General features: G+C 73.4%; 14 protein-coding genes. 5 read left to right on the forward strand and 9 right to left on the reverse strand.

The window, feature by feature from the left end:
• Nucleotides 1-50 precede the first annotated feature (50 nt).
• Together E1293_RS31945 and E1293_RS31950 are read left to right on the forward strand one after the other, a co-directional pair.
• Nucleotides 51-440, forward strand: a complete 390-nt coding sequence (locus E1293_RS31945; RefSeq protein WP_132201212.1) for a cupin domain-containing protein — start codon at nucleotides 51-53, stop codon at nucleotides 438-440.
• A 134-nt stretch (nucleotides 441-574) separates the two neighbouring features.
• A complete protein-coding gene (locus E1293_RS31950; protein ID WP_132201213.1) occupies nucleotides 575-1,018 on the forward strand; it encodes a hypothetical protein in 444 nt (147 codons plus the stop codon).
• A 46-nt stretch (nucleotides 1,019-1,064) separates the two neighbouring features.
• Here the strand turns inward: E1293_RS31950 and E1293_RS31955 are convergent, their stop codons facing one another.
• Both E1293_RS31955 and E1293_RS31960 read right to left on the reverse strand, forming a co-directional pair.
• A complete protein-coding gene (locus tag E1293_RS31955) occupies nucleotides 1,065-2,210 on the reverse strand; it encodes a CaiB/BaiF CoA transferase family protein (RefSeq protein ID WP_132201214.1) in 1,146 nt (381 codons plus the stop codon).
• A 76-nt stretch (nucleotides 2,211-2,286) separates the two neighbouring features.
• Entirely contained in the window at nucleotides 2,287-3,774 is a 1,488-nt protein-coding gene (locus E1293_RS31960) for a hypothetical protein (RefSeq protein ID WP_132201215.1), read from the reverse strand.
• Between the two features lie 378 nt (nucleotides 3,775-4,152).
• Here E1293_RS31960 and E1293_RS31965 point away from each other — a divergent pair, with 378 nt between their 5' ends.
• A complete protein-coding gene (locus tag E1293_RS31965) occupies nucleotides 4,153-5,847 on the forward strand; it encodes a serine/threonine-protein kinase (protein WP_165978484.1) in 1,695 nt (564 codons plus the stop codon).
• Here the strand turns inward: E1293_RS31965 and E1293_RS31970 are convergent.
• The 3 genes from E1293_RS31970 to E1293_RS31980 all read right to left on the reverse strand — a co-directional run bounded on the left by E1293_RS31970 (nucleotide 5,844) and on the right by E1293_RS31980 (nucleotide 9,133).
• Nucleotides 5,844-7,934 carry a fibronectin type III domain-containing protein gene (locus E1293_RS31970; protein WP_132201219.1) on the reverse strand — a complete coding sequence of 697 codons (2,091 nt, stop codon included), beginning with the start codon at nucleotides 7,932-7,934 and terminating at the stop codon, nucleotides 5,844-5,846. The genes E1293_RS31965 and E1293_RS31970 overlap by 4 nt on opposite strands.
• 87 nt (nucleotides 7,935-8,021) lie before the next feature.
• The gene (locus E1293_RS31975; protein ID WP_132201221.1) at nucleotides 8,022-8,957 is read right to left on the reverse strand and encodes a threonine ammonia-lyase; all 936 of its coding nucleotides are present in this window, start codon (nucleotides 8,955-8,957) and stop codon (nucleotides 8,022-8,024) included.
• Nucleotides 8,954-9,133, reverse strand: coding sequence for a hypothetical protein (locus E1293_RS31980; RefSeq protein WP_132201223.1), 180 nt, complete (start codon nucleotides 9,131-9,133; stop codon nucleotides 8,954-8,956). Before E1293_RS31980 ends, E1293_RS31975 begins: the two co-directional genes overlap by 4 nt.
• An 18-nt stretch (nucleotides 9,134-9,151) precedes the next feature.
• Between E1293_RS31980 and E1293_RS31985 the strand changes: the two genes are divergently transcribed.
• Entirely contained in the window at nucleotides 9,152-9,790 is a 639-nt protein-coding gene (locus tag E1293_RS31985; RefSeq protein ID WP_132201225.1) for a hypothetical protein, read from the forward strand.
• Here E1293_RS31985 and E1293_RS31990 read toward each other — a convergent pair.
• The 4 genes from E1293_RS31990 to E1293_RS32005 are packed head-to-tail and all read right to left on the reverse strand — an operon-like array spanning nucleotide 9,771 to nucleotide 16,235.
• Nucleotides 9,771-11,951 carry a transglutaminase TgpA family protein gene (locus E1293_RS31990; protein ID WP_132201227.1) on the reverse strand — a complete coding sequence of 727 codons (2,181 nt, stop codon included), beginning with the start codon at nucleotides 11,949-11,951 and terminating at the stop codon, nucleotides 9,771-9,773. The two genes, E1293_RS31985 and E1293_RS31990, sit on opposite strands and share 20 nt — an antisense overlap.
• Nucleotides 11,948-13,078 carry a DUF58 domain-containing protein gene (locus tag E1293_RS31995; RefSeq protein WP_132201229.1) on the reverse strand — a complete coding sequence of 377 codons (1,131 nt, stop codon included), beginning with the start codon at nucleotides 13,076-13,078 and terminating at the stop codon, nucleotides 11,948-11,950. Before E1293_RS31995 ends, E1293_RS31990 begins: the two co-directional genes overlap by 4 nt.
• Nucleotides 13,079-13,092: 14 nt before the next feature.
• Nucleotides 13,093-14,076 (reverse strand): AAA family ATPase, encoded by a 984-nt coding sequence (locus E1293_RS32000; protein ID WP_165978485.1) that lies wholly within the window; start codon nucleotides 14,074-14,076, stop codon nucleotides 13,093-13,095.
• Nucleotides 14,076-16,235 carry a fibronectin type III domain-containing protein gene (locus tag E1293_RS32005; RefSeq protein ID WP_132201231.1) on the reverse strand — a complete coding sequence of 720 codons (2,160 nt, stop codon included), beginning with the start codon at nucleotides 16,233-16,235 and terminating at the stop codon, nucleotides 14,076-14,078. The genes E1293_RS32000 and E1293_RS32005 overlap by 1 nt, the downstream gene beginning before the upstream one ends.
• Nucleotides 16,236-16,501: 266 nt before the next feature.
• Between E1293_RS32005 and E1293_RS32010 the strand changes: the two genes are divergently transcribed.
• Nucleotides 16,502-17,237 (forward strand): M50 family metallopeptidase (locus tag E1293_RS32010; RefSeq protein WP_132201233.1); only part of this gene is annotated, 736 nt, incomplete at its 3' end.

Raw genomic sequence — 17,237 nt, forward strand, 5'->3', positions numbered from 1 at the left:
ACCTCGTCCTCCCCCGCACCCACCGAGAACCGACTGGAAGGAACGCACTCATGAACCCGATCGACTTGTTCGCCTCCGGCATCACCTTCCACCCCGACGGCGGCGTCCGGGCCACCGAGCGCCGCATGACGACCGGCGACGGCTCCTGGCACGTCGGGACCTTCCACGTGGAGACCGACGCCGACGTCCACGCCGACCACTGGGAGATGCACCCGGCGGCGGAGGAGGCGGTCTGCTGCCTGTCCGGCGCCCTGCGGATCCACCTTCGCCCTGAAGAGGCGGGCGGCGAAGAGGAGATGGTGAAGCTGCCGGCAGGCACCGCCTTCATCGTCCCGCGAGGCCGCTGGCATCGCCTCGAACTGGACGCCCCCAGCGACATCATGTCCATCACCCTCCGCCACGGCACCCGCCTGGAAAGGCGCACATCACCACAACCGTGATGAGACTTCTGTCTGGTTTAGAGTCGCAAACCGTGAAAAGTCGACCACTTTCTGTAATCGGGTCACGGGACCTTCACCGCATCACTAACTTCCGTGTCGGGGAGCGGGACCGAGCGCGAGAAGGAGAGAATGACGTGACGGTGACCAAAGAACAGTTCACCGAACTGGAGGTGCGAGTGTCGAACCTGGAGACCTGGGCCGGCCCCGGTCAGGCCACGGCTCTCAGCGAGAGCCTGAGAGCCCTTCGCAAGGACGTCACGCAGATCAAGGCCGACGTCGGCAAGGTCCAGAAGACGCTGGAGCAGCACAGCCTCCAGTTCAACAAGATCGGCGCCCGCCTCGACCGGGTGGACGCCCGGTTCGACTCGGTGGACGCCCGGTTCCAGGACGTCGGCGCCCGATTCACGAAGGTGGACGAGCGCTTCGACCGGGTGGACGCCCGGTTCGACGGCATGGACCAGCGGCTCGACGGCATGGACGCCCGGCTCGACGGGATGGATCAGGGGTTCGCGCGGGTGGATGCCCAACTCGGGGCGATCCTCAAGCATCTCGGGGTGCCGGACCCGGGGGTCGGCTGAGGTGACCGGGGTGCCCGGCGAGAAGAGGTCGCCGGGCACCCCGGGGTCAGGCCTGGGTTATGGCGCCTTCTTTGAGGAGGGTCTCGGTGTCTTCGAAGCCCAGGTCGTCGAGGATGGCCTTGGTCTGGCCGCCGGGGAGGACGGGGACGCCGTCGGTCTCCCCCGGCGTGCGGGAGAAGCGGGGGGCCGGGGCGGGCTGGCGGTGTCCGGCCAGGTCAGGGAAGACGTCGCGGGCCGTGTTGTAAGGGTGCTCGGCGGCCTCGGTCATGGACAGGACGGGGGCCACGCAGGCGTCGCTCGGGACGAAGATCTTCGTCCACTCGTCGCGGGTCTTCGTGCGGAAGACGGCGGCGAAGCGGTCGCGGAGGGCGGGCCAGCCGGCGCGGTCGTGCTGGGCCGGGAGGTCCTCGCTGCCGAGGCCGATGAGGCGGAGGAACTCGGCGTAGAACTGCGGCTCGATGGCGCCGACGGCCATGTGCAGGCCGTCGGAGGTCTCGTAGACGTCGTACCAGGGGGCGCCGGTGTCGAGCATGTTGACGCCGCGGCGGTCCTCCCAGATGCCGCCTGCGAGGAAGCCGTGGATGAACGTCGACAGGTGGGCGGTGCCGTCCACGATGGCGGCGTCGACAACTTGGCCCCGGCCGCCGGCGCGGGCTTCGAGGAGGGCGGACAGGACGCCGACGATCAGGTACATGCTGCCGCCGGCGAAGTCGCCGAGCAGGTTCATCGGGACCTGCGGGGGGCCGTCGGCGCGCCCGATGGCGTGCAGGGCGCCGGTGATGGCTATGTAGCCGACGTCGTGGCCGGCGGCCTGGGAGAGCGGGCCCTCCTGGCCCCAGCCGGTCATCCGGCCGTAGACGAGCCGCGGGTTGCGGGCGAGGCAGTCGTCCGGGCCGATGCCGAGCCGTTCGGTGACGCCGGGGCGGAACCCTTCGAGGAGGACGTCGGACTTCTCCGCCAGGCGGAGGACGACCTCCCTGCCGCGCTCGCTCTTGAGGTCTATGGCGATCGACCGCTTGCCGCGGTTGGTGAAGTCGGTGCCGCCGGTGGCCTCGCCGTCCCGGACGGCGGAGGCGCGGTCCACGCGGATCACGTCGGCGCCGAGGTCGGCCAGCAGCATCGCGGCGAACGGCCCCGGCCCGATCCCGGCCAGCTCGATCACCCGCACTCCGGAGAGCGGCCCCTTGCCCATTACGCCTCCTGAATCTCGTTCGGTCCCCCACCAGTGTGCCCGATCCAGGTAAGCGGCCGCTGACGCGGGGCGCGTTTCACCGGGCGGTGAGCGTCACGGCCGAGTTCGGGGTGCCCGTGGCGACGAGGAGGCGGTCCTTCGTGGTAGAGCGGCGGACGCCGTCCGCGTGCGGGACGAGGCCGCGCCCGGCCGCGGCCAGGTAGTACCAGCGGCCGGACGGGGCGCGCCACCACGTCCCGCTCACCAGGCGCCGCGGGTCGCAGGTGCCCGTGGCGCGGTTCTCCGCCCCGAGCAGGGTCGCGGAGGCGGTCTTGGCGCCGGTGGCGTCCGTCAGCCTGGTGCAGACCCAGTCGGCGGGCTTCCCGCCGTGCGGCAGTCTCCCCGACCAGAAGTCGAACGCCATCGCCTCGGAGAGGGGCTGGGCGAGGCGGGGCGTCGCGCAGGCCAGGCGGTCCCAGAAGGCGCGTGCCGTCCGGCCGAGGCGGGCCGGACGGTCGGCGCCGCCGGGGCGGTGCGCGGGCGAGTGGTAGGCGAGGACGGTGGCGCGCGGGCCGCCGAGGTCGCCGACGGTCCGGGAGCCGAGGTGGAAGAGCGCGCCGCGGCCGCAGCGGGTGCCGGGCCTGACCGGTTCGGTCACCCCTCCGGACGTGGGGAGCCGGCCGCCGGCGAGCGTCTCCGGCCGGGTCTCCCAGGGGGCGAGGAGGTAGCGTCCGCCGCCGAGGGCGATCGGGGCGGACGGGTCGGTGCCGGCGGTGACGACGTCCAGGCGGCCGGACCGGTAGCGGGCCACCAGGTCGCCGCTGCGCAGGACGGCGAGGGGCGCGCCGTCGAGCCGGCCGGCGAACAGGAGCTGGGCGGTGCCGCCGGCGGCGCGGCGGGCGCCGGGCGCGGCGGACCACGCCCCGGCGGCGCGTCCGGTGAACGCCCGGTCGCGGGCGAGGTCGCCGCGCGGCGGCCAGGCGTCGAGGGTGCGGGCGCCGCGCGTCCAGGCGTCCGGTGCGGCCGCGACGAGGCGCAGGCTCCGCGCGGACGCCCCCCGCGAGCCGCCGTGCTCGGTGGCGACCAGCGCGCCGGCCAGCGCGGCGGTGAGGACGGCGGCGGTGGCGAGCGGCAGCACCGACCGGTTGCGGACGGGACGCAGCAGCGCCGGCTCGAACCGTTCGCCGCGGCGGGGCGCGGGCACCACGATGGCCTCGGCGGCGCGGATCGCCGGCCAGGGGTGCCGCACCCCCAGCTCGATCATCTGGTCGTGGACCGCGTAGCGGGGCAGCCCCTCCATGTGCCGCAGCACGTAGGCGACGCGGACGTGCGGGTCGAGCTTGGACAGGGCCGTGGTCAGCGCGGGGTCGGGCAGCCGGGCGGGCAGAGCGCGCAGCCACGGGCCGAGGCCGATCTGGAGCCGCCGCGAGGGGCGCAGCGCCCGGCGCAGGACGCGGGTGCGGCGCCGGGCGTGCCCGGCGGCGGAGCGGTCGCGGGCGCCGCGCGCGGTGGAGTCCACGATCCGGCGGGCGATCGCGAGCCGGTAGACGCGCTTTCCGCGCCCGGGCAGAACGAAATACGCCATTCGGACAAGGTCGCCGTAGGCCGATTTGGCCGGCGGCATTTCCGTCCGCGGATTCGTCATGACATCGTCCGTCACGGCGGGCCACTCCCTCTGCGCCGTTCCATCGTCGCGAAATCCGAGGTTAGGACGTATCGAGCCGCACCTGGAGCGGAATTGACGCAACGATTAACGAGGCCGCGAGAAATGTCACGCTATTTCCGGACGCGATCTCGGGCCGGCGGACGGGCCGGACCCTTCCGGCGAGACCGGCCGCGCCTGATTCGTCCCCGTACTACGCTGTTGACCTCCGGGGGAACCTCCCCGGGCCGCCGGACATCGAATGATCGCGCCCCCGCCGCGACCCGGACGAGACGAGCAACGAGAGGGATTCCCGGACCCATGACCGAGGACGTCCCGGGCTACCGGGTGCTGGAGCAGGTGGGCGAGGGCGGGTTCAGCGTCGTCTACCGCGCGCACCAGGAGCGCCTCGACCGGATGGTCGCGCTGAAGGTCCTGTCGGTCAGCGCGGTCGACGACACGGCGATGCGCCGCTTCCAGCGCGAATCGAAGATCACCGGGCGGCTCTCGGGGCATCCGAACATCGTGACGGTGCTGGACACCGGCACCACCCGCTCGGGCCGCCCCTACATCGCGATGGAGTACTTCGAGCACGGCGCGCTCACCGACCGGCTCGCGCGGGAGGGGCCGCTGCCGTTCGCCGAGGTGCTGCGGATCGGCGTGAAGATGGCGGGCGCGCTCGCCGCCACCCACGAGACCGACGTCCTGCACCGGGACGTCAAGCCGCAGAACGTGCTGCTGTCGCGGTACGGGGAGCCGGCGCTCGCCGACTTCGGCATCGCCCGGCTGGTCGACACCTTCGACGCCACCCACACGCAGGCGTTCACCCCGCACCACGCGGCGCCCGAGGTGCTGGAGGGCCGGCCGCCCGGCGTCGGCGCCGACATCTACTCGCTCGGCTCGACGCTGTACCAGCTGCTGGCCGGCCAGCCCGCCTTCAAGGGGCCGCCCGGCGAGGGCATCGCGCTGCTGATGCTGCGGATCCTGAACGACGCGCCGCCGCCGATCCCCCGCCCGGACGTGCCGAAGCAGGTCGCCGACGTCATCGCGCACTCGATGGCGAAGACGCCCGAGAAGCGGTTCGCGAGCGCGGTGGAGTTCGCGCAGGCGCTCCAGCGGGTCCAGGTCGAGCTGGCGCTGCCGGTGACGGACGTGGCGCACAGCAGCGGCGCCGTGCGGCCGGGCCCGGAGGCCGGCGGCTCCCGGGCGGCGTTCCCCGACACCTCCGGGCCGCCGCTCGTGCCGGAATGGGCGCCGACCGCCTACTCGCCGTCCGCGCCCGCCGCCACGGCACCTCCCCCGGCGCCCGCCGCGCCGCCGTCGCCGTGGGCGCCGAACGCCGTCCCGCCGCAGTCGCCCGACGCCCTCCTCCCGCAGAACGGCTCGCACACGGCGCCCGAGCCCGGCTGGCCGCAGGCACCGGCGACCGGCGGGCCGGGCGCCGGCGGATCGAACACGACGCCGCACACGAACCCGCACCAGTTCACCCAGGACCAGCCGAGCGACGGCCCCCGGCGCGGCCTGATCGTCGCGGCCGGGGTCGCGCTGGTCGGCGGGCTCGGGCTCGGCATCGGGGCGCTCGCCCTCGCGGGGGGCGGCGACGACAAGGGCGGTGATCCGGCCGCTGGAGCGCCGCCGTCGCAGACCGTCCCGCAAGGGCAGGCCACGCAGGTGCCGCAGCAGCCGGTCACGGCCGCGCAGCTCGCCGCGGCACGGCCCCGCAAGGTGACCGCCAGGCTGGTCGGCCGGACGGCGGCGCTCATCTGGACGCTGCCGCCCGCCGCGCGGGAGCTTCCGCTGCTCGTCCAGCAGCAGCCCGCGGGCACGAAACCGATCGTGGCGGTCAGGGCGGGCTCGCGCTCGGCGACCCTCCCGGGCCTGCGGCCGAACACCCGTTACTGCGTCAAGGTCGGCGCGGTGCTGCGCCTCACCGAGGGCAAGGCGCCGGACGTATCGTGGTCGGCGCCCGCCTGCATCGGCAAGAACAAGGGCAACGGCAAGAACAAGCGCAGCTAGTTGGATTTGTAGAAGGTCTGGGACCCGCACTTCCAGAGCTTCGGGCCTGCGAAGCTCGTCCATTCCCCCGGGGTGTCGACCAGGTAGCCGATGACGTAGCCGGTCTTGTCCTGCCAGGTGATGTTCGCGTACATGTCACCCTTCAGGGTCGAGTTCCGGTTGTAGTAGACGCCTTTCACCTGGCAGTTGACCGTGACCTTATCGCCATTGTTGTCGTACATCGTGGCAACGGACGCGCCGTTCTCGGCATCGGCCGTCGACCTGATGTACCCGTTGGACTTCTCGTTGCGCTCGACCTTGTATGTCCCCTTGGGGCCGGTGAGCGTCGCCTGCAGCTTCGCGGTCGAACCGGTGCCCGCCTCGTTCACGGCGGCGACGTTGAAGGTGTAGTCGCCGTTCGTCCAGACGTTGCCGAGCGTCGCGGACGTGGCCGACACGGTCTTGCTGCCCTGGAGCGGGCCGTCCCAGCTGAGCTTGTAGGCGGCCGCGCCGGGCGGGCCCGTCCAGGAGACCTTCGCGCCGGACGCCGTGGCCTGCGCCTTCACGGCGGTCGGCGCGCCCGGTGTCACGCACGGGCGGACGGGATCGGTCGCCGCCGACACCTGCTCGCGGGTCCGGCCACGTGCGTCCCGGTAACGGACGGCGACACGGAACCGGTACTCCTGCCCGCAGGCACCGCCCTTCACCGTGAACGTGAAGGGCCCGCCGCCCGACGTGATCGCGGCCGGGCTCGCCGTGAGGCCGGACGGGACGTCCTTCAGCACGTACCCGAGGATCCCCTCGCCCTGCGAAGGCTGGAAGTCGATCCGCATCGTGCCCGCCCCCGGCGTCACGGACACGTTCGCGGGCGGGGTCGGCGGCTCGCCGTGCCGGGGCGTCCGCGGCGGCGACGAGGGCTGCTGCCTGCGCGGCGGCGGCGCGTCACCGCCGCCCGGAAGGGGGATGGCGTTGCGCTTGGGGCCGCCCGCCACCCTGTCCTTGTACTTGTTGATCGCCTTGTGGGCGCCCTGCCGGTCGACGACCACGGCGTGCGGGCCGGCCGGGTCGTTGGCCCAGAGCAGCCCGTCCCGGACGAAGACGTCCAGCCGGGACGCCCGGCCCGTCACCGGGACCGGGCGCTCGAACCGGTTGCCCGCCGAGTCGTACACGATCAGCGCGCCGGCCGTCTCGTCCGGGATGTAGACCTTCGCGCCGAGCATCTGCGGCGGCCGGTACCGGTGCTTCGGCATCGCGAGCCGGGTGCTGGAGTAGCGCCCGGTGTCGGTGTCGACGGTGACCAGCGACCCGGTGCCCGGCACCAGCAGCGGGACGACCTTGCCCTCGGTCGAGGGCGGGGCCAGCACGCCGCCGCGTCCCGCCTGCTGGACGGTCGTGGGCAGGCTCACCTTCAACTGCGCCCCGGACGACTTGACGACCGTGGCGGTGGCGGCGGTCGAGTCGACGACGACGGGGTCTCCGGCCGCGATGGTCAGCGCCAGGCTGTCGCCGGCGCCGCCGACGTGCACGGGCGGCTGGAGACGGCCCTCCTTGAACGCGGAGACGTCCCCGTTCTTGGACACCGGCACCCACAGCGTGCCCTGCGCGTCGATGCCCGCCTGCCCGAGGACCGGCGGCAGCGCGGCGGACGCGCCGACCGGGGTCAGGCCGACCGGGTCGATCTGCTGGACGACGCCCTTGACCGAGTCGACCGTGTACGCCTTCCCGGCGGCGGCGAGGACCTGCAGGCCCCGGGCGAGCGGGCGGCTCCCGCTGATGTTCAGCTGGGACGGGTCGAGCCGGCTGACGACGCCGGTGTCCAGGTCGATGATCAGCACCGTCGCGCCGTCCTGGACGATCTTGACGTTGTGGCCGCGCATCTGCGGGATCACGCTCGCCTTGCCGTCGGTCTTGCCCGCGAGGCCGTTGACGTGCACGGCGAGGCCCTTGCTGCGCGCGGTCAGCCAGGCGCCGACGTCGGCGATCCGGTACTTGGCGCTGGCGACGCCCACCCCGTAGACGGCGGCGGCGATGACGAGCACGCCGGCGAGCCCGACCGCGACCTGCCCCGTCAGCCGGTCACGCCGGAAGAATAACCCCAGGCCCGCCACGTCCCGATCACCTACCCCGTTCGCACGGGACACCGTAGTGGCTTCCGTCCCACAGCCGCCCGCGTTCCTGCGAAAAATGGCGACAGGTCAGTTTTCGTGAATTGCGTCGGTGAATGTCGGGACGGTTATGTTGCGTCCGGAAACGATGACCACGGGGCGGCCGGTGACCTCGACCTTCCCGGCGAGGAGGGCGGCCACGCCCGCGGCGCCCGACCCCTCGGCGACCAGGCCGTGCTCGTGGAACAGCCGGCGCAATGCCGTCCGGATCTGGTCATCGGTGACGGACGTCAGCTCGGCGGTGCGCCCGATCACCTCCGGTGTGACGCAGCCGGGTTCGAGGTTGCCGAGCAGGCCGTCGGCGAACGACTCGCCGACCTCGACCTCGACGACGCGTCCGGCCGCCACGGAGGCGGAGACGCCGCGCGACACCGCCGACTCGACGCCGACGACCCGCACGTCGCCGCGTGCGCGCGCCCACAGGCAGAGCCCGGCGAGGAGCCCGCCGCCGCCGACCGGCGCGATGACCGTGAGCGGCCCCTCCGCCTGCCGGTCGAGTTCGCTGCCGATGGTGCCCTGCCCGGCGATGACCGCCGGGTCGTTGTAGGGCGAGACGAAGTGGCCGGGGAGCGTCATGGCGTGCGCCTCGGCCTCGTCGTAGGTCGTCCCGTGCTGGACGATCCGCACCGGGAACGCGCCCATCCTGTCGACCTTGACCTGGGACGCCCTGGTCGACACGACGACGGTGATGTCCGCGCCGGTCTTCGCGGCGGCGTACGCCATGCCGAGCCCGTGGTTGCCCGCGCTCGCGGTGACCGCCGGCCTCCCCTCCGGCAGGGCGGCGACGGCCGCGAGCGCGCCCCGCACCTTGAAGGCGCCGGTCGGCTGGAACGTCTCCAGCTTCAGCAGCGCGCCCGGCGCCAGACCGGACGGGACCAGCGGCGTCGGGTCGAGTTCGGCGGAGACGGCCCGCCAGGCGCGGTCCAGGTCGTCCGGGGTGGGTGGGCGGACGTCGCGCACCGTCATGCCCGCTCTCCGGGCGACTCGTCCAGCCGGTCGTGGAGGCGCTCCCGGATCTCGTCCGGCGTGTAGGCGCGGCGTCGGCGCTCGGCCCGGACGATCACGGCGCCGGTCGCGGCCACGCCGATGAACCCGGCGATTCCGAGGGCCTTCCACAAGCTGGGCGTTTTCCACGTTCGCATGCGGCTACGGTAGCGATCATGCCGGGTACGAGCATCTCCCTCGACGAGGCCGCCGAGCTGACCCGCACCGGGGACGTGTGGCTGTTCCGCGGCCGGACCGTCGCCGACCGCGCCATCCAGATGACGACGAACAGCCCCGTCAACCATGTCGGGATGTCGGTGGTCATCGACGACCTGCCGCCGCTGATGTGGCACGCCGAGCTGGGCCGGTCGCTGCGCGACATGTGGACGGGCGGGCACCACCGCGGCGCGCAGCTGCACGACCTGCGCGAAGCCGTGCTGGCGTGGGGCAACCGCTACGGGCAGCGGGCGTGGCTGCGGCAGCTCGATCCGCCGCCGTCCCGCGCGATGGAGGACGCGGCGCTGCGCGCGGTGGCGCGGCTGGACGGCACGCCGTTCCCCTCGACGTCGAAGCTCGCGTCGCGGTGGGCGCGCGGGCGGGTGCCCATCCGGCGCCCGGCCGAGCGGGACATGAACCTGGAGACGGCGTTCTGCGCCGAGATCGTCGCGGTGACGTACCAGTCGATGGGGCTGCTGCCGAAGGGCCGCCGCCCGAACTGGTTCGACCCAGGCCGGTTCTGGAGCGGGGACGACCTGGAACTGGAGGCGGGTGCCGTGCTGGGCGGCGAGATCGGGGTCAGCGTCCCGCTGCCTTGAGGGCCCGGCGGTCCCGGAGGGAGCGCGGGTGGAGGCGGCGGCGGAACCGGCGCAGGCGTCCGGCCTTGGCGGTGACGAGGCGTCCCAGCTGATCGGTGTGGTGCCAGGCCTGGTCGGCGGCGCGCGGGTCGGAGTGGGACGCGGCGAAGCGGCTGCGGTTGACGAGGTCCGCGAGCGGGCCCAGATGCCCGTGGGCGTCCTCGCCCACGTTGGACGCGCCGTACCCCGCGACCTCGTGCGCGGTCAGCGTCCGGGCCGTGGACAGCCCGACGTCCGCGAGGTGGTCGAGGGCCTGGTGCCAGGCGCCGGTGATGCGGGCGGCGGGCGTCCCGGCCCGGCGGCGCCGCTTGCGCAGGGCGGGGGCGAGGAGAACGGCGAACAGGTAGCCGATGACGAGCACGCCCACCGCGATCGCGGCGAAGACCCACCACGGCGTAGGCGAGTCTTGGGTCGCGGGCGTCTTCTGCGGGCCCTTCTCCGTCGTGTTGCCCGGGCCCTGGCCGCGCTGCTGGGACGCCGCGTTCTTCTGGGCCTGCTCCAGGTTCTGCTCCGTCTCCCCCGCCGCGACAGAGTCGTTCTTCTTGGACTTGCGGGCGCTGTCCGGGAGCGGGTTGAAGCGGATCCAGCCGAGACCGTCGAACTTGATCTCGGGCCACACCATCACGTCCCCCGACCGGACCTGGACGGTGTCGCCCGCCCGGTTCCCGCCGTCGAAGCCCACGACGACCCGGGAGGGCAGGCCGAGCGTCCGGGCGAGGAGCGCGTAAGCGGTCGCGAAGTGCTCGGGGGTGCCGCGCCTGCCCTCGCCGAGGAAGTAGTCGAGCTGCCGGTAGCTGTGCCCTGGCGGGGCCGTCACGTCGTACCTGGCGTACCGCTTGAGGTACTCGGCGAGCATCGCGGCCTTCTGGATGGGCGACACGGCGCCCTGCGTCGCGGCCTCCGCGAACTTGCGGAACTCGGCGAGCTGGACGGGCGGCTCCTTCGCGCCCGGCCCCCACGGCAGCTCCCGCGCGCCCTTCGCCTCGGCGTCGTTGGCGACGGTCGCGGCGGCGAGGTCGTCGGCCGTCCACTCGGGGACGACGGAGTCGACCCGGTACGTCTGGCCTGAGCGGAGCGGCTGCGCGGCGGCGAGCGCGCCGCTGCCGGGGTCGACGACGACCGGGAGCCCGTCGACCTCCCTGGGGCGGTCGGCCGCGGGCACCCACACGCCCGGCAGGTCGCGGATCGTGATGCGCTGCGCGACCTCGTGCCGCTTGCCCGGCCGCGGCCCCTCCGGGACCCGGCTGCCGGTCGGGACGAACCGGGCCGTGGACGACCATGTCACGCCGTCGAACCGGTCCAGGACGGCGAGCCGCTCGATCTCGTTCCGCTTCGCCTGGACGGTGAACATGACCTGGTCGGGGCTCAGCAGCCAGCCGCCGACGCGGTCGAGCGGGCTGACGCTGTCGCGCTGCTGCGGCGGCGGCGCCGCGACCTGCTCGCGCGGGTTGTACGGCTCGGCGCTGACGGGGACGACGGGTCCGGCGGCGAACGCCAGCCCGCCGAGGACGGCCGCGGCCGGCACGCCGATCGCCAGGGGCCGCCAGGCGATGCCGGTGCCGTCCGCCCGGACCAGGACGAGCACGGCGATGAGCACGACGGTCGCGGCGGCGAGCGGCAGGTTGGTGCCGGGGCCGTCCACCCCGAGCAGCAGCGCGACCGCCCACACGCCCAGCGCCGGCAGGCACGGGAGGGCGCGCAGCGACGTCCGCAGCGCCAGCTCGGCGGACGCGAACGCGGCCAGCCACACCACGACGTTGACCAGGACGAGGAACTCCGGCTTCGCCGGCGCGGGCAGCAGCGTGGTCAGGATCGACTTCCACGAGCTGAGCACGCCCTCGCGGAGCGTCTGCGGCAGCGTCCCCTCACTGAGGGCCGGGCGCAGGACGGTGACCGAGACCGTGCCCGCCCAGGCGACGACGGTCAGCACGAGCGAGATCCACAGCGGCCACGGGCCCTTGTCCTTGCGCGGGCCCGACAGCAGCCCGGACAGCAGTGTCGGGACGACCGCCGCGACGGCGGCGACCGGGACGACCGGCCCGAACCCGAAGACCCGCTGGAACGACAGGCCCGCGACGGCGACCAGGCAGGCCGTCACGGCGAGCGAGACGTACCGGGTCACCGGACGCTCCCGAGGCGCCGCCACGACTCCGCCAGCGCGTCCAGGTCGGCGAAGTCGATCAGCTGGACGCCGGGCGGCGCCGACGCGGGCTCGGACGGCCGCACCCGCAGCACCAGGACCCGGTCGAAGCGGCCCTTGACCGACGCGATCCGCCCCAGCTCGGCGGAACCCGTCGTGACGACGACGAGGGACCCGCCCGCGCGCACACGGCGCACGGCGTCCACGGTGGACTGCGGCGCATCCTTCGTCTGGACGGCGGTGAGGTGGTCGAGGAGGACCTCCACGTCCTCGGGCCCGCCCCTCGTGTCGGTGAGCTGGCCGGTCCCGGTGAGGATGCGGACCGGGAAGCTCGCCGACGCCGCCCCCACCGCGACGGACGCGGCGGCGTCCACGGCCAGCTCGAAGTCGTCGGGCTCCGGCCACGACCCGGGCCGCGCCTCCAGCACGATCGTCGTCGTCGGCAGGCTGGCGTCCACCAGCTGCCGGACCATCAGCGTGCCGGTGCGGGCCGAGGACTTCCAGTGGATGTGGCGCAGCTCGTCCCCGATCACGTACTCGCGCAGCGCGTGGAACGTCGCCGTCCCGGCCGGGGACCGGTCGCTCGTCGGCCCCTCCAGGTGGTGGGCGCGGCCGGACGGCAGCAGCGCCAGCCGCACCGTCTTCGGCCGGACGAGCAGGAACTGCGGCGCGCCGTACTCGCGGACGCGGCGGGCCAGCCGGAGCGGGTCCGCGCGCACCAGCCGCAGCGGGCCCACCGGGATCCGGCCGCGCCGCTCCGTCGGCAGCCGGTAGGTCACGGTGCGCGTCCCGCCCGCCCGCAGCCGCGGGACCTCGACCGCCACCGAGGCCGGGCCGGCCGCGTCCTGCGCGCTCAGCCCGCGGACCCCGCGCCCCTTGTTCGTCACGTGCAGGACGCCGACGGCGGGCTCGCCGCGCTCCACCTTCAGCGGCGCGATCTCCCGGCGGACGTCCAGCTTCGGCTGCGGCAGCGTCCACAGCGCGGCGGCCGCCACCGCGGCGAGCCCCGCGACGGCCAGCATCGCGGGCTCGGGGTAGCCGAGCCACCAGCCCGCCGCGTACAGCACGATCGAGACGGCCGCCGTCCCCCATCCGAGCGGCGTCAGCATGTCACACCCGTTTCTCAGACACCGGCGGCCTGCGGCGTCGGCACGTTCTGCAGCGCCTCGCCGACCACGTCGGCGCCCGTGCGCCCGCGCAGCTCCGCCTCCGGCGTGACGATCAGCCGGTGCGCGATGACCGGGACGGCGAGGGCCTTCACGTCCTCCGGGACGATGTAGGCGCGGCCCGCCGCCGCCGCGCGCACCCGGGACGCCCGCAGCAGCGCGATGCTGGCCCGCGGGCTCGCACCGAGCCGCAGGTCGGGGTGCTCGCGGGTGGCCGCGACGACCCGCACCAGGTAGTCGAACAGCGGCGCCGCGACATGCAGCCGCTGCGCGAACTCGATCATGCGGGCGAGGTCCTCGCGGCTCATCACCGGCGGCATCTGGTCGAGCATCGCCCCGGTCGGGGCGCCCGCCAGCAGCGCCACCTCGGCCTGGTGGTCCGGGTAGCCCATCGAGATCCGCATCAGGAACCGGTCGAGCTGCGCCTCCGGCAGCGGGTACGTGCCGTCCATGTCGACCGGGTTCTGCGTCGCGATGACCATGAACGGGCGCGGCACCGGATGCGGGGTGCCCTCGACCGTCACCCGGCGCTCCTCCATGACCTCCAGCAGCGCCGACTGCGTCTTCGGCGAACCGCGGTTGATCTCGTCCGCGACGGCCAGGTTCGCGAAGATCGGGCCCGGGTGGAACTCGAACGCGCTCGTCCCCTGGTTGAAGATCGACACGCCGGTGATGTCGCTGGGCAGCAGGTCGGGCGTGAACTGGATCCGCGCCCACTTCGCCTCGACCGACGCCGAGATCGCCCGCGCCAGGGTCGTCTTGCCGACGCCGGGGACGTCCTCGACGAGGAGATGTCCCTCGGACAGCAGGCAGACCAGCGCCAGTTCGACCTTCTCCCGCTTGCCGCGCACGACCCGCTCGATGTTGCCCGCGAGCGCCGCGAACATCTGCGCGAACCGCCCCGCCAACGCCTCCGCGTCCACCCCAGAACTCTCAGTCATCAGACGCACCCCCAGAGCGTCGAAGAGAACGTCCCCGAATCCGAGCCCGGGGTGTTCACGTAGATGTCACTGACCCAGCGCTCCCTGCCCTCGTAAACGATCTTGTCCCAGACACTGCTGACGAGGCGCTTGTCCTGCTCATCGACGACCTCGTCGCCGCCCTGCTGGCAGATCACCTCCACGGGGTCCGCAAAGCCCTTGGGGAACGAGCCGTCGCGTTGCGTCGTGGTGCGCGGCCCAGTGTGCAAATAGGTGTTGGTGGTCTCGTTGTGGTGCCCGTTGAAGGTCGCGGCGTGGGCGGCCGGGTCAAGGGTCACCGACTTGGGCTGGGACGTCGTCGTCCCTGCGCCGTTGCTGGCCGTGACGGTGTAGGTGTAGGTCTTGCCTGCGCCGTTCGCCAGCCCGCCGACGTCGGCGGACGTCGCGGAGAGATCGCCGGACGGTGCGTTGGGCCCGCTGACCCTGTACTTGATCTCGTAGCCCGGAACCCGCGTCCACGACAGGGCCGCGGTGTGGTTCTTCGGCGTCGCGGTCAGGGAGGGCGGGGCACCCGGCGCCGCGCAGGCGGTGGCGCCTACTTCGCCTGACTCGCTGTAGGCGGGCTTGCCGTCCTTGCCCTTGTACTGGGCGGCGACCTTGTAGATGTGGGTGGTCGTGTCGCAGGTCAGGCCGCCGACGGCGAACGTCCCGCCTTGGGAGTTGCCAGGGAAGCGGCCCGGCTTGGCGACGGCGACGGGCTTGCCGTCCTGGCCGAGGAGGACGAACTGGGCCACCGGGTAGACGCCCTGCGGCTGCGCGGCCGCGGTGAACCGCACATTGATCGAGCCGTTGTCGCCGGACGCGGCGGGCGTCGGCGGGTCGGGGGCGGCCGGGTCCTTCTTCGCCGGCGGTTTCGCGGGCCGTCCGGGGACGGGGTTGTTTCCGCCCTGGCCCCCGCCGCTACCGTTGCGGTTGCCCTGCCCGTTGCCGGGGTTCGCCTGGACGGGCAGCGGCTTGCGCGCGCTCCCCGGGATCTTGTCGTCGTACTTCTTGATGCGCTTGACGCCGCCGTCGGGCCCGAAGGCGAGGGCGACCGGGCCGAACGGGTCGTTGACCCACAGCATGTGGTCGCGGACGATCACCTCGATCGTCCCGCCGGGCCGGGTGGCGGCGACGGGCTTCTCCCAGGCGTTGCGCTCGGTGTTGAACACCAGGAGCCGCCCGGACGTCCGGTCCGGCAGGTAGACGCGGGATCCGAGGACGTTCGGTGGCTCGAACGAGTGGTTCGGCATGCGGAGCGCCACCGACTGGACCCGTCCGACGCCGGTGTCGAGCAGGTACAGCGCGCCGCCGGCGCCGAGCATCGGGACGATCTGCCCGTCGGCGACGGCCGGGACCTTGACGCCGTTCTTCGCCTGCGCGATGGGCGCGGGCAGGTTGATCCGCTGGGTGCCCTCGGGCCGGACGATCAGCGCGGTCGCGGACGTGCTGTCGGTGATCACGGGCGTCCCGGCGGCGATCGTCAGTGCGAGCCGGTCACCGGCCTTCCCCGCCGCGACGGGCGTGCCCTGGCGGCCGCGCTGGAACGGGACCACCGTGCCCGTCTGCGGGACGGGCACCCACAGCGCCCCGTTCGCGTCGATGCCGGCCTGCCCGAGCGGCGCGGTGAGCGTCGCGGCCTGGCCGACCGGCGCCAGGCTCAGCGGGTCGATCTGCTGGACGGCGCCCTTGACGAGGTCGACGGTGTAGGCGGCGCCGGCGCCGGAGAGCACCTGCATCCCCGGGCCGCCGACCTGCCGGCTCTTGGTGATCTTGAGCTGGGACGGGTCGATCCGGCTGACGACGCCGGTGTCCTCGTCGACCAGCAGCACCGTCGTACCGTCCTGGACGATCTTGATATGGTGGCCGCGCATCTGCGGCACCACGGCCGCCTTGCCGTCGACCTTGCCGGCGAGCCCGTTGGCGTGCACGACCAGGCCCTTCGCGCTCGCGCTCAGCCAGGCCCCCACGTCGGAGAGCTTGTACCGCGCGCTCGCGGTGCCCACCCCGTACACGAGCGCGCTCACGCAGAGCACGCCGACCAGCCCGATCGCGATCTGGCCCGTCAGCCTGTCACGCCGGAAGAATCGGAAAAGCCCGCGCGACCCGGTGGCCTGCGCGGAGGATCGGTCCCCGTTCAATCCCCGCTCACCCTCTCGGCGCGCCGGGGAGCGGAAGCCGCGGCCCGGGGCGCGAAGGGCACCATAACGGTAATGCGGGTCACACCGTAACGGGATTGCGAAGATCGGCCTGCTGAACCGCCGGACCCGCGGCGCGTTACGGGCGATCCGTCATGACAATGATCACAACTTCCGCCACCGCCGGACACCGGCCGGGAAGAACCGAACGCGAACGTTATCCCGGACGTCCTAATGTTGGGCATCGCGACGACGACTCCGAGGTGGACGTGGAAAATGTGAGCATCGCCGACCTGTGGGACCGGGTGACGGGAACGCAGCCGGACCCCCCGTTGTGGCTGGTGGGCCTCGTCGGCATCGTGGCGCTGGCCGCCGTGGCCCACGGCCCGACGTGGCGGCTGGCGCGCAACACCGTCACGATCGCGCACGAGGGCGGGCACGCGCTCATCGCGCTCGTCACCGGCCGCAAGCTGGACGGCATCAAGCTGCACTCCGACACCTCGGGCGTGACCGTGTCGCGCGGCAAGCCGCACGGGCCCGGCATGATCTTCACGGCGATGGCCGGGTACGTCACGCCCCCGCTGCTCGGCCTGTTCTTCGCGCTGCTCCTGGCGGACGGCCGGATCACGCTGATGCTGTGGTTCTCGCTGGCCCTGCTCGCCGCGACGCTCATCATGATCCGCAACGCCTACGGCGCCCTGTCGGTGATCGCGACGGGCGCGATCGTCTTCGCCGTGTCGTGGCTGGGCAGCGCGGAGGTACAGGCCGGGTTCGCCTACCTGGCCGCCTGGTTCCTGCTGCTGGCCGGCACCCGCCCGGTGGTCGAGCTGCAGCGGATGCGGTCCCGGCGGATGGCGCCGAGCTCGGACGCCGACCAGCTCGCCCACCTCACCGGCGTCCCCGGCCTCGCCTGGGTCGGCCTGTTCGCCGCCACGGCCCTGCTCGCCCTCCTGGCCGGCGGCGCCCTCCTCGTCCCCGACATCGACTTCTCCGACCTCCCCACCC

This window comes from Actinomadura darangshiensis, from assembly GCF_004349235.1.
GTDB lineage: Bacteria > Actinomycetota > Actinomycetes > Streptosporangiales > Streptosporangiaceae > Spirillospora > Spirillospora darangshiensis.

Coding starts and splice junctions, on each gene's coding strand:
- E1293_RS31980 (WP_132201223.1), bottom strand. CDS start 9,133: ATGCGAACGTGGAAAACGCCCAGCTTGTGGAAGGCCCTCGGAATCGCC.
- E1293_RS31985 (WP_132201225.1), top strand. CDS start 9,152: ATGCCGGGTACGAGCATCTCCCTCGACGAGGCCGCCGAGCTGACCCGC.
- E1293_RS31955 (WP_132201214.1), bottom strand. CDS start 2,210: ATGGGCAAGGGGCCGCTCTCCGGAGTGCGGGTGATCGAGCTGGCCGGG.
- E1293_RS31960 (WP_132201215.1), bottom strand. CDS start 3,774: ATGGCGTATTTCGTTCTGCCCGGGCGCGGAAAGCGCGTCTACCGGCTC.
- E1293_RS31965 (WP_165978484.1), top strand. CDS start 4,153: ATGACCGAGGACGTCCCGGGCTACCGGGTGCTGGAGCAGGTGGGCGAG.
- E1293_RS31995 (WP_132201229.1), bottom strand. CDS start 13,078: ATGCTGACGCCGCTCGGATGGGGGACGGCGGCCGTCTCGATCGTGCTG.
- E1293_RS31975 (WP_132201221.1), bottom strand. CDS start 8,957: ATGACGGTGCGCGACGTCCGCCCACCCACCCCGGACGACCTGGACCGC.
- E1293_RS32000 (WP_165978485.1), bottom strand. CDS start 14,076: ATGACTGAGAGTTCTGGGGTGGACGCGGAGGCGTTGGCGGGGCGGTTC.
- E1293_RS31945 (WP_132201212.1), top strand. CDS start 51: ATGAACCCGATCGACTTGTTCGCCTCCGGCATCACCTTCCACCCCGAC.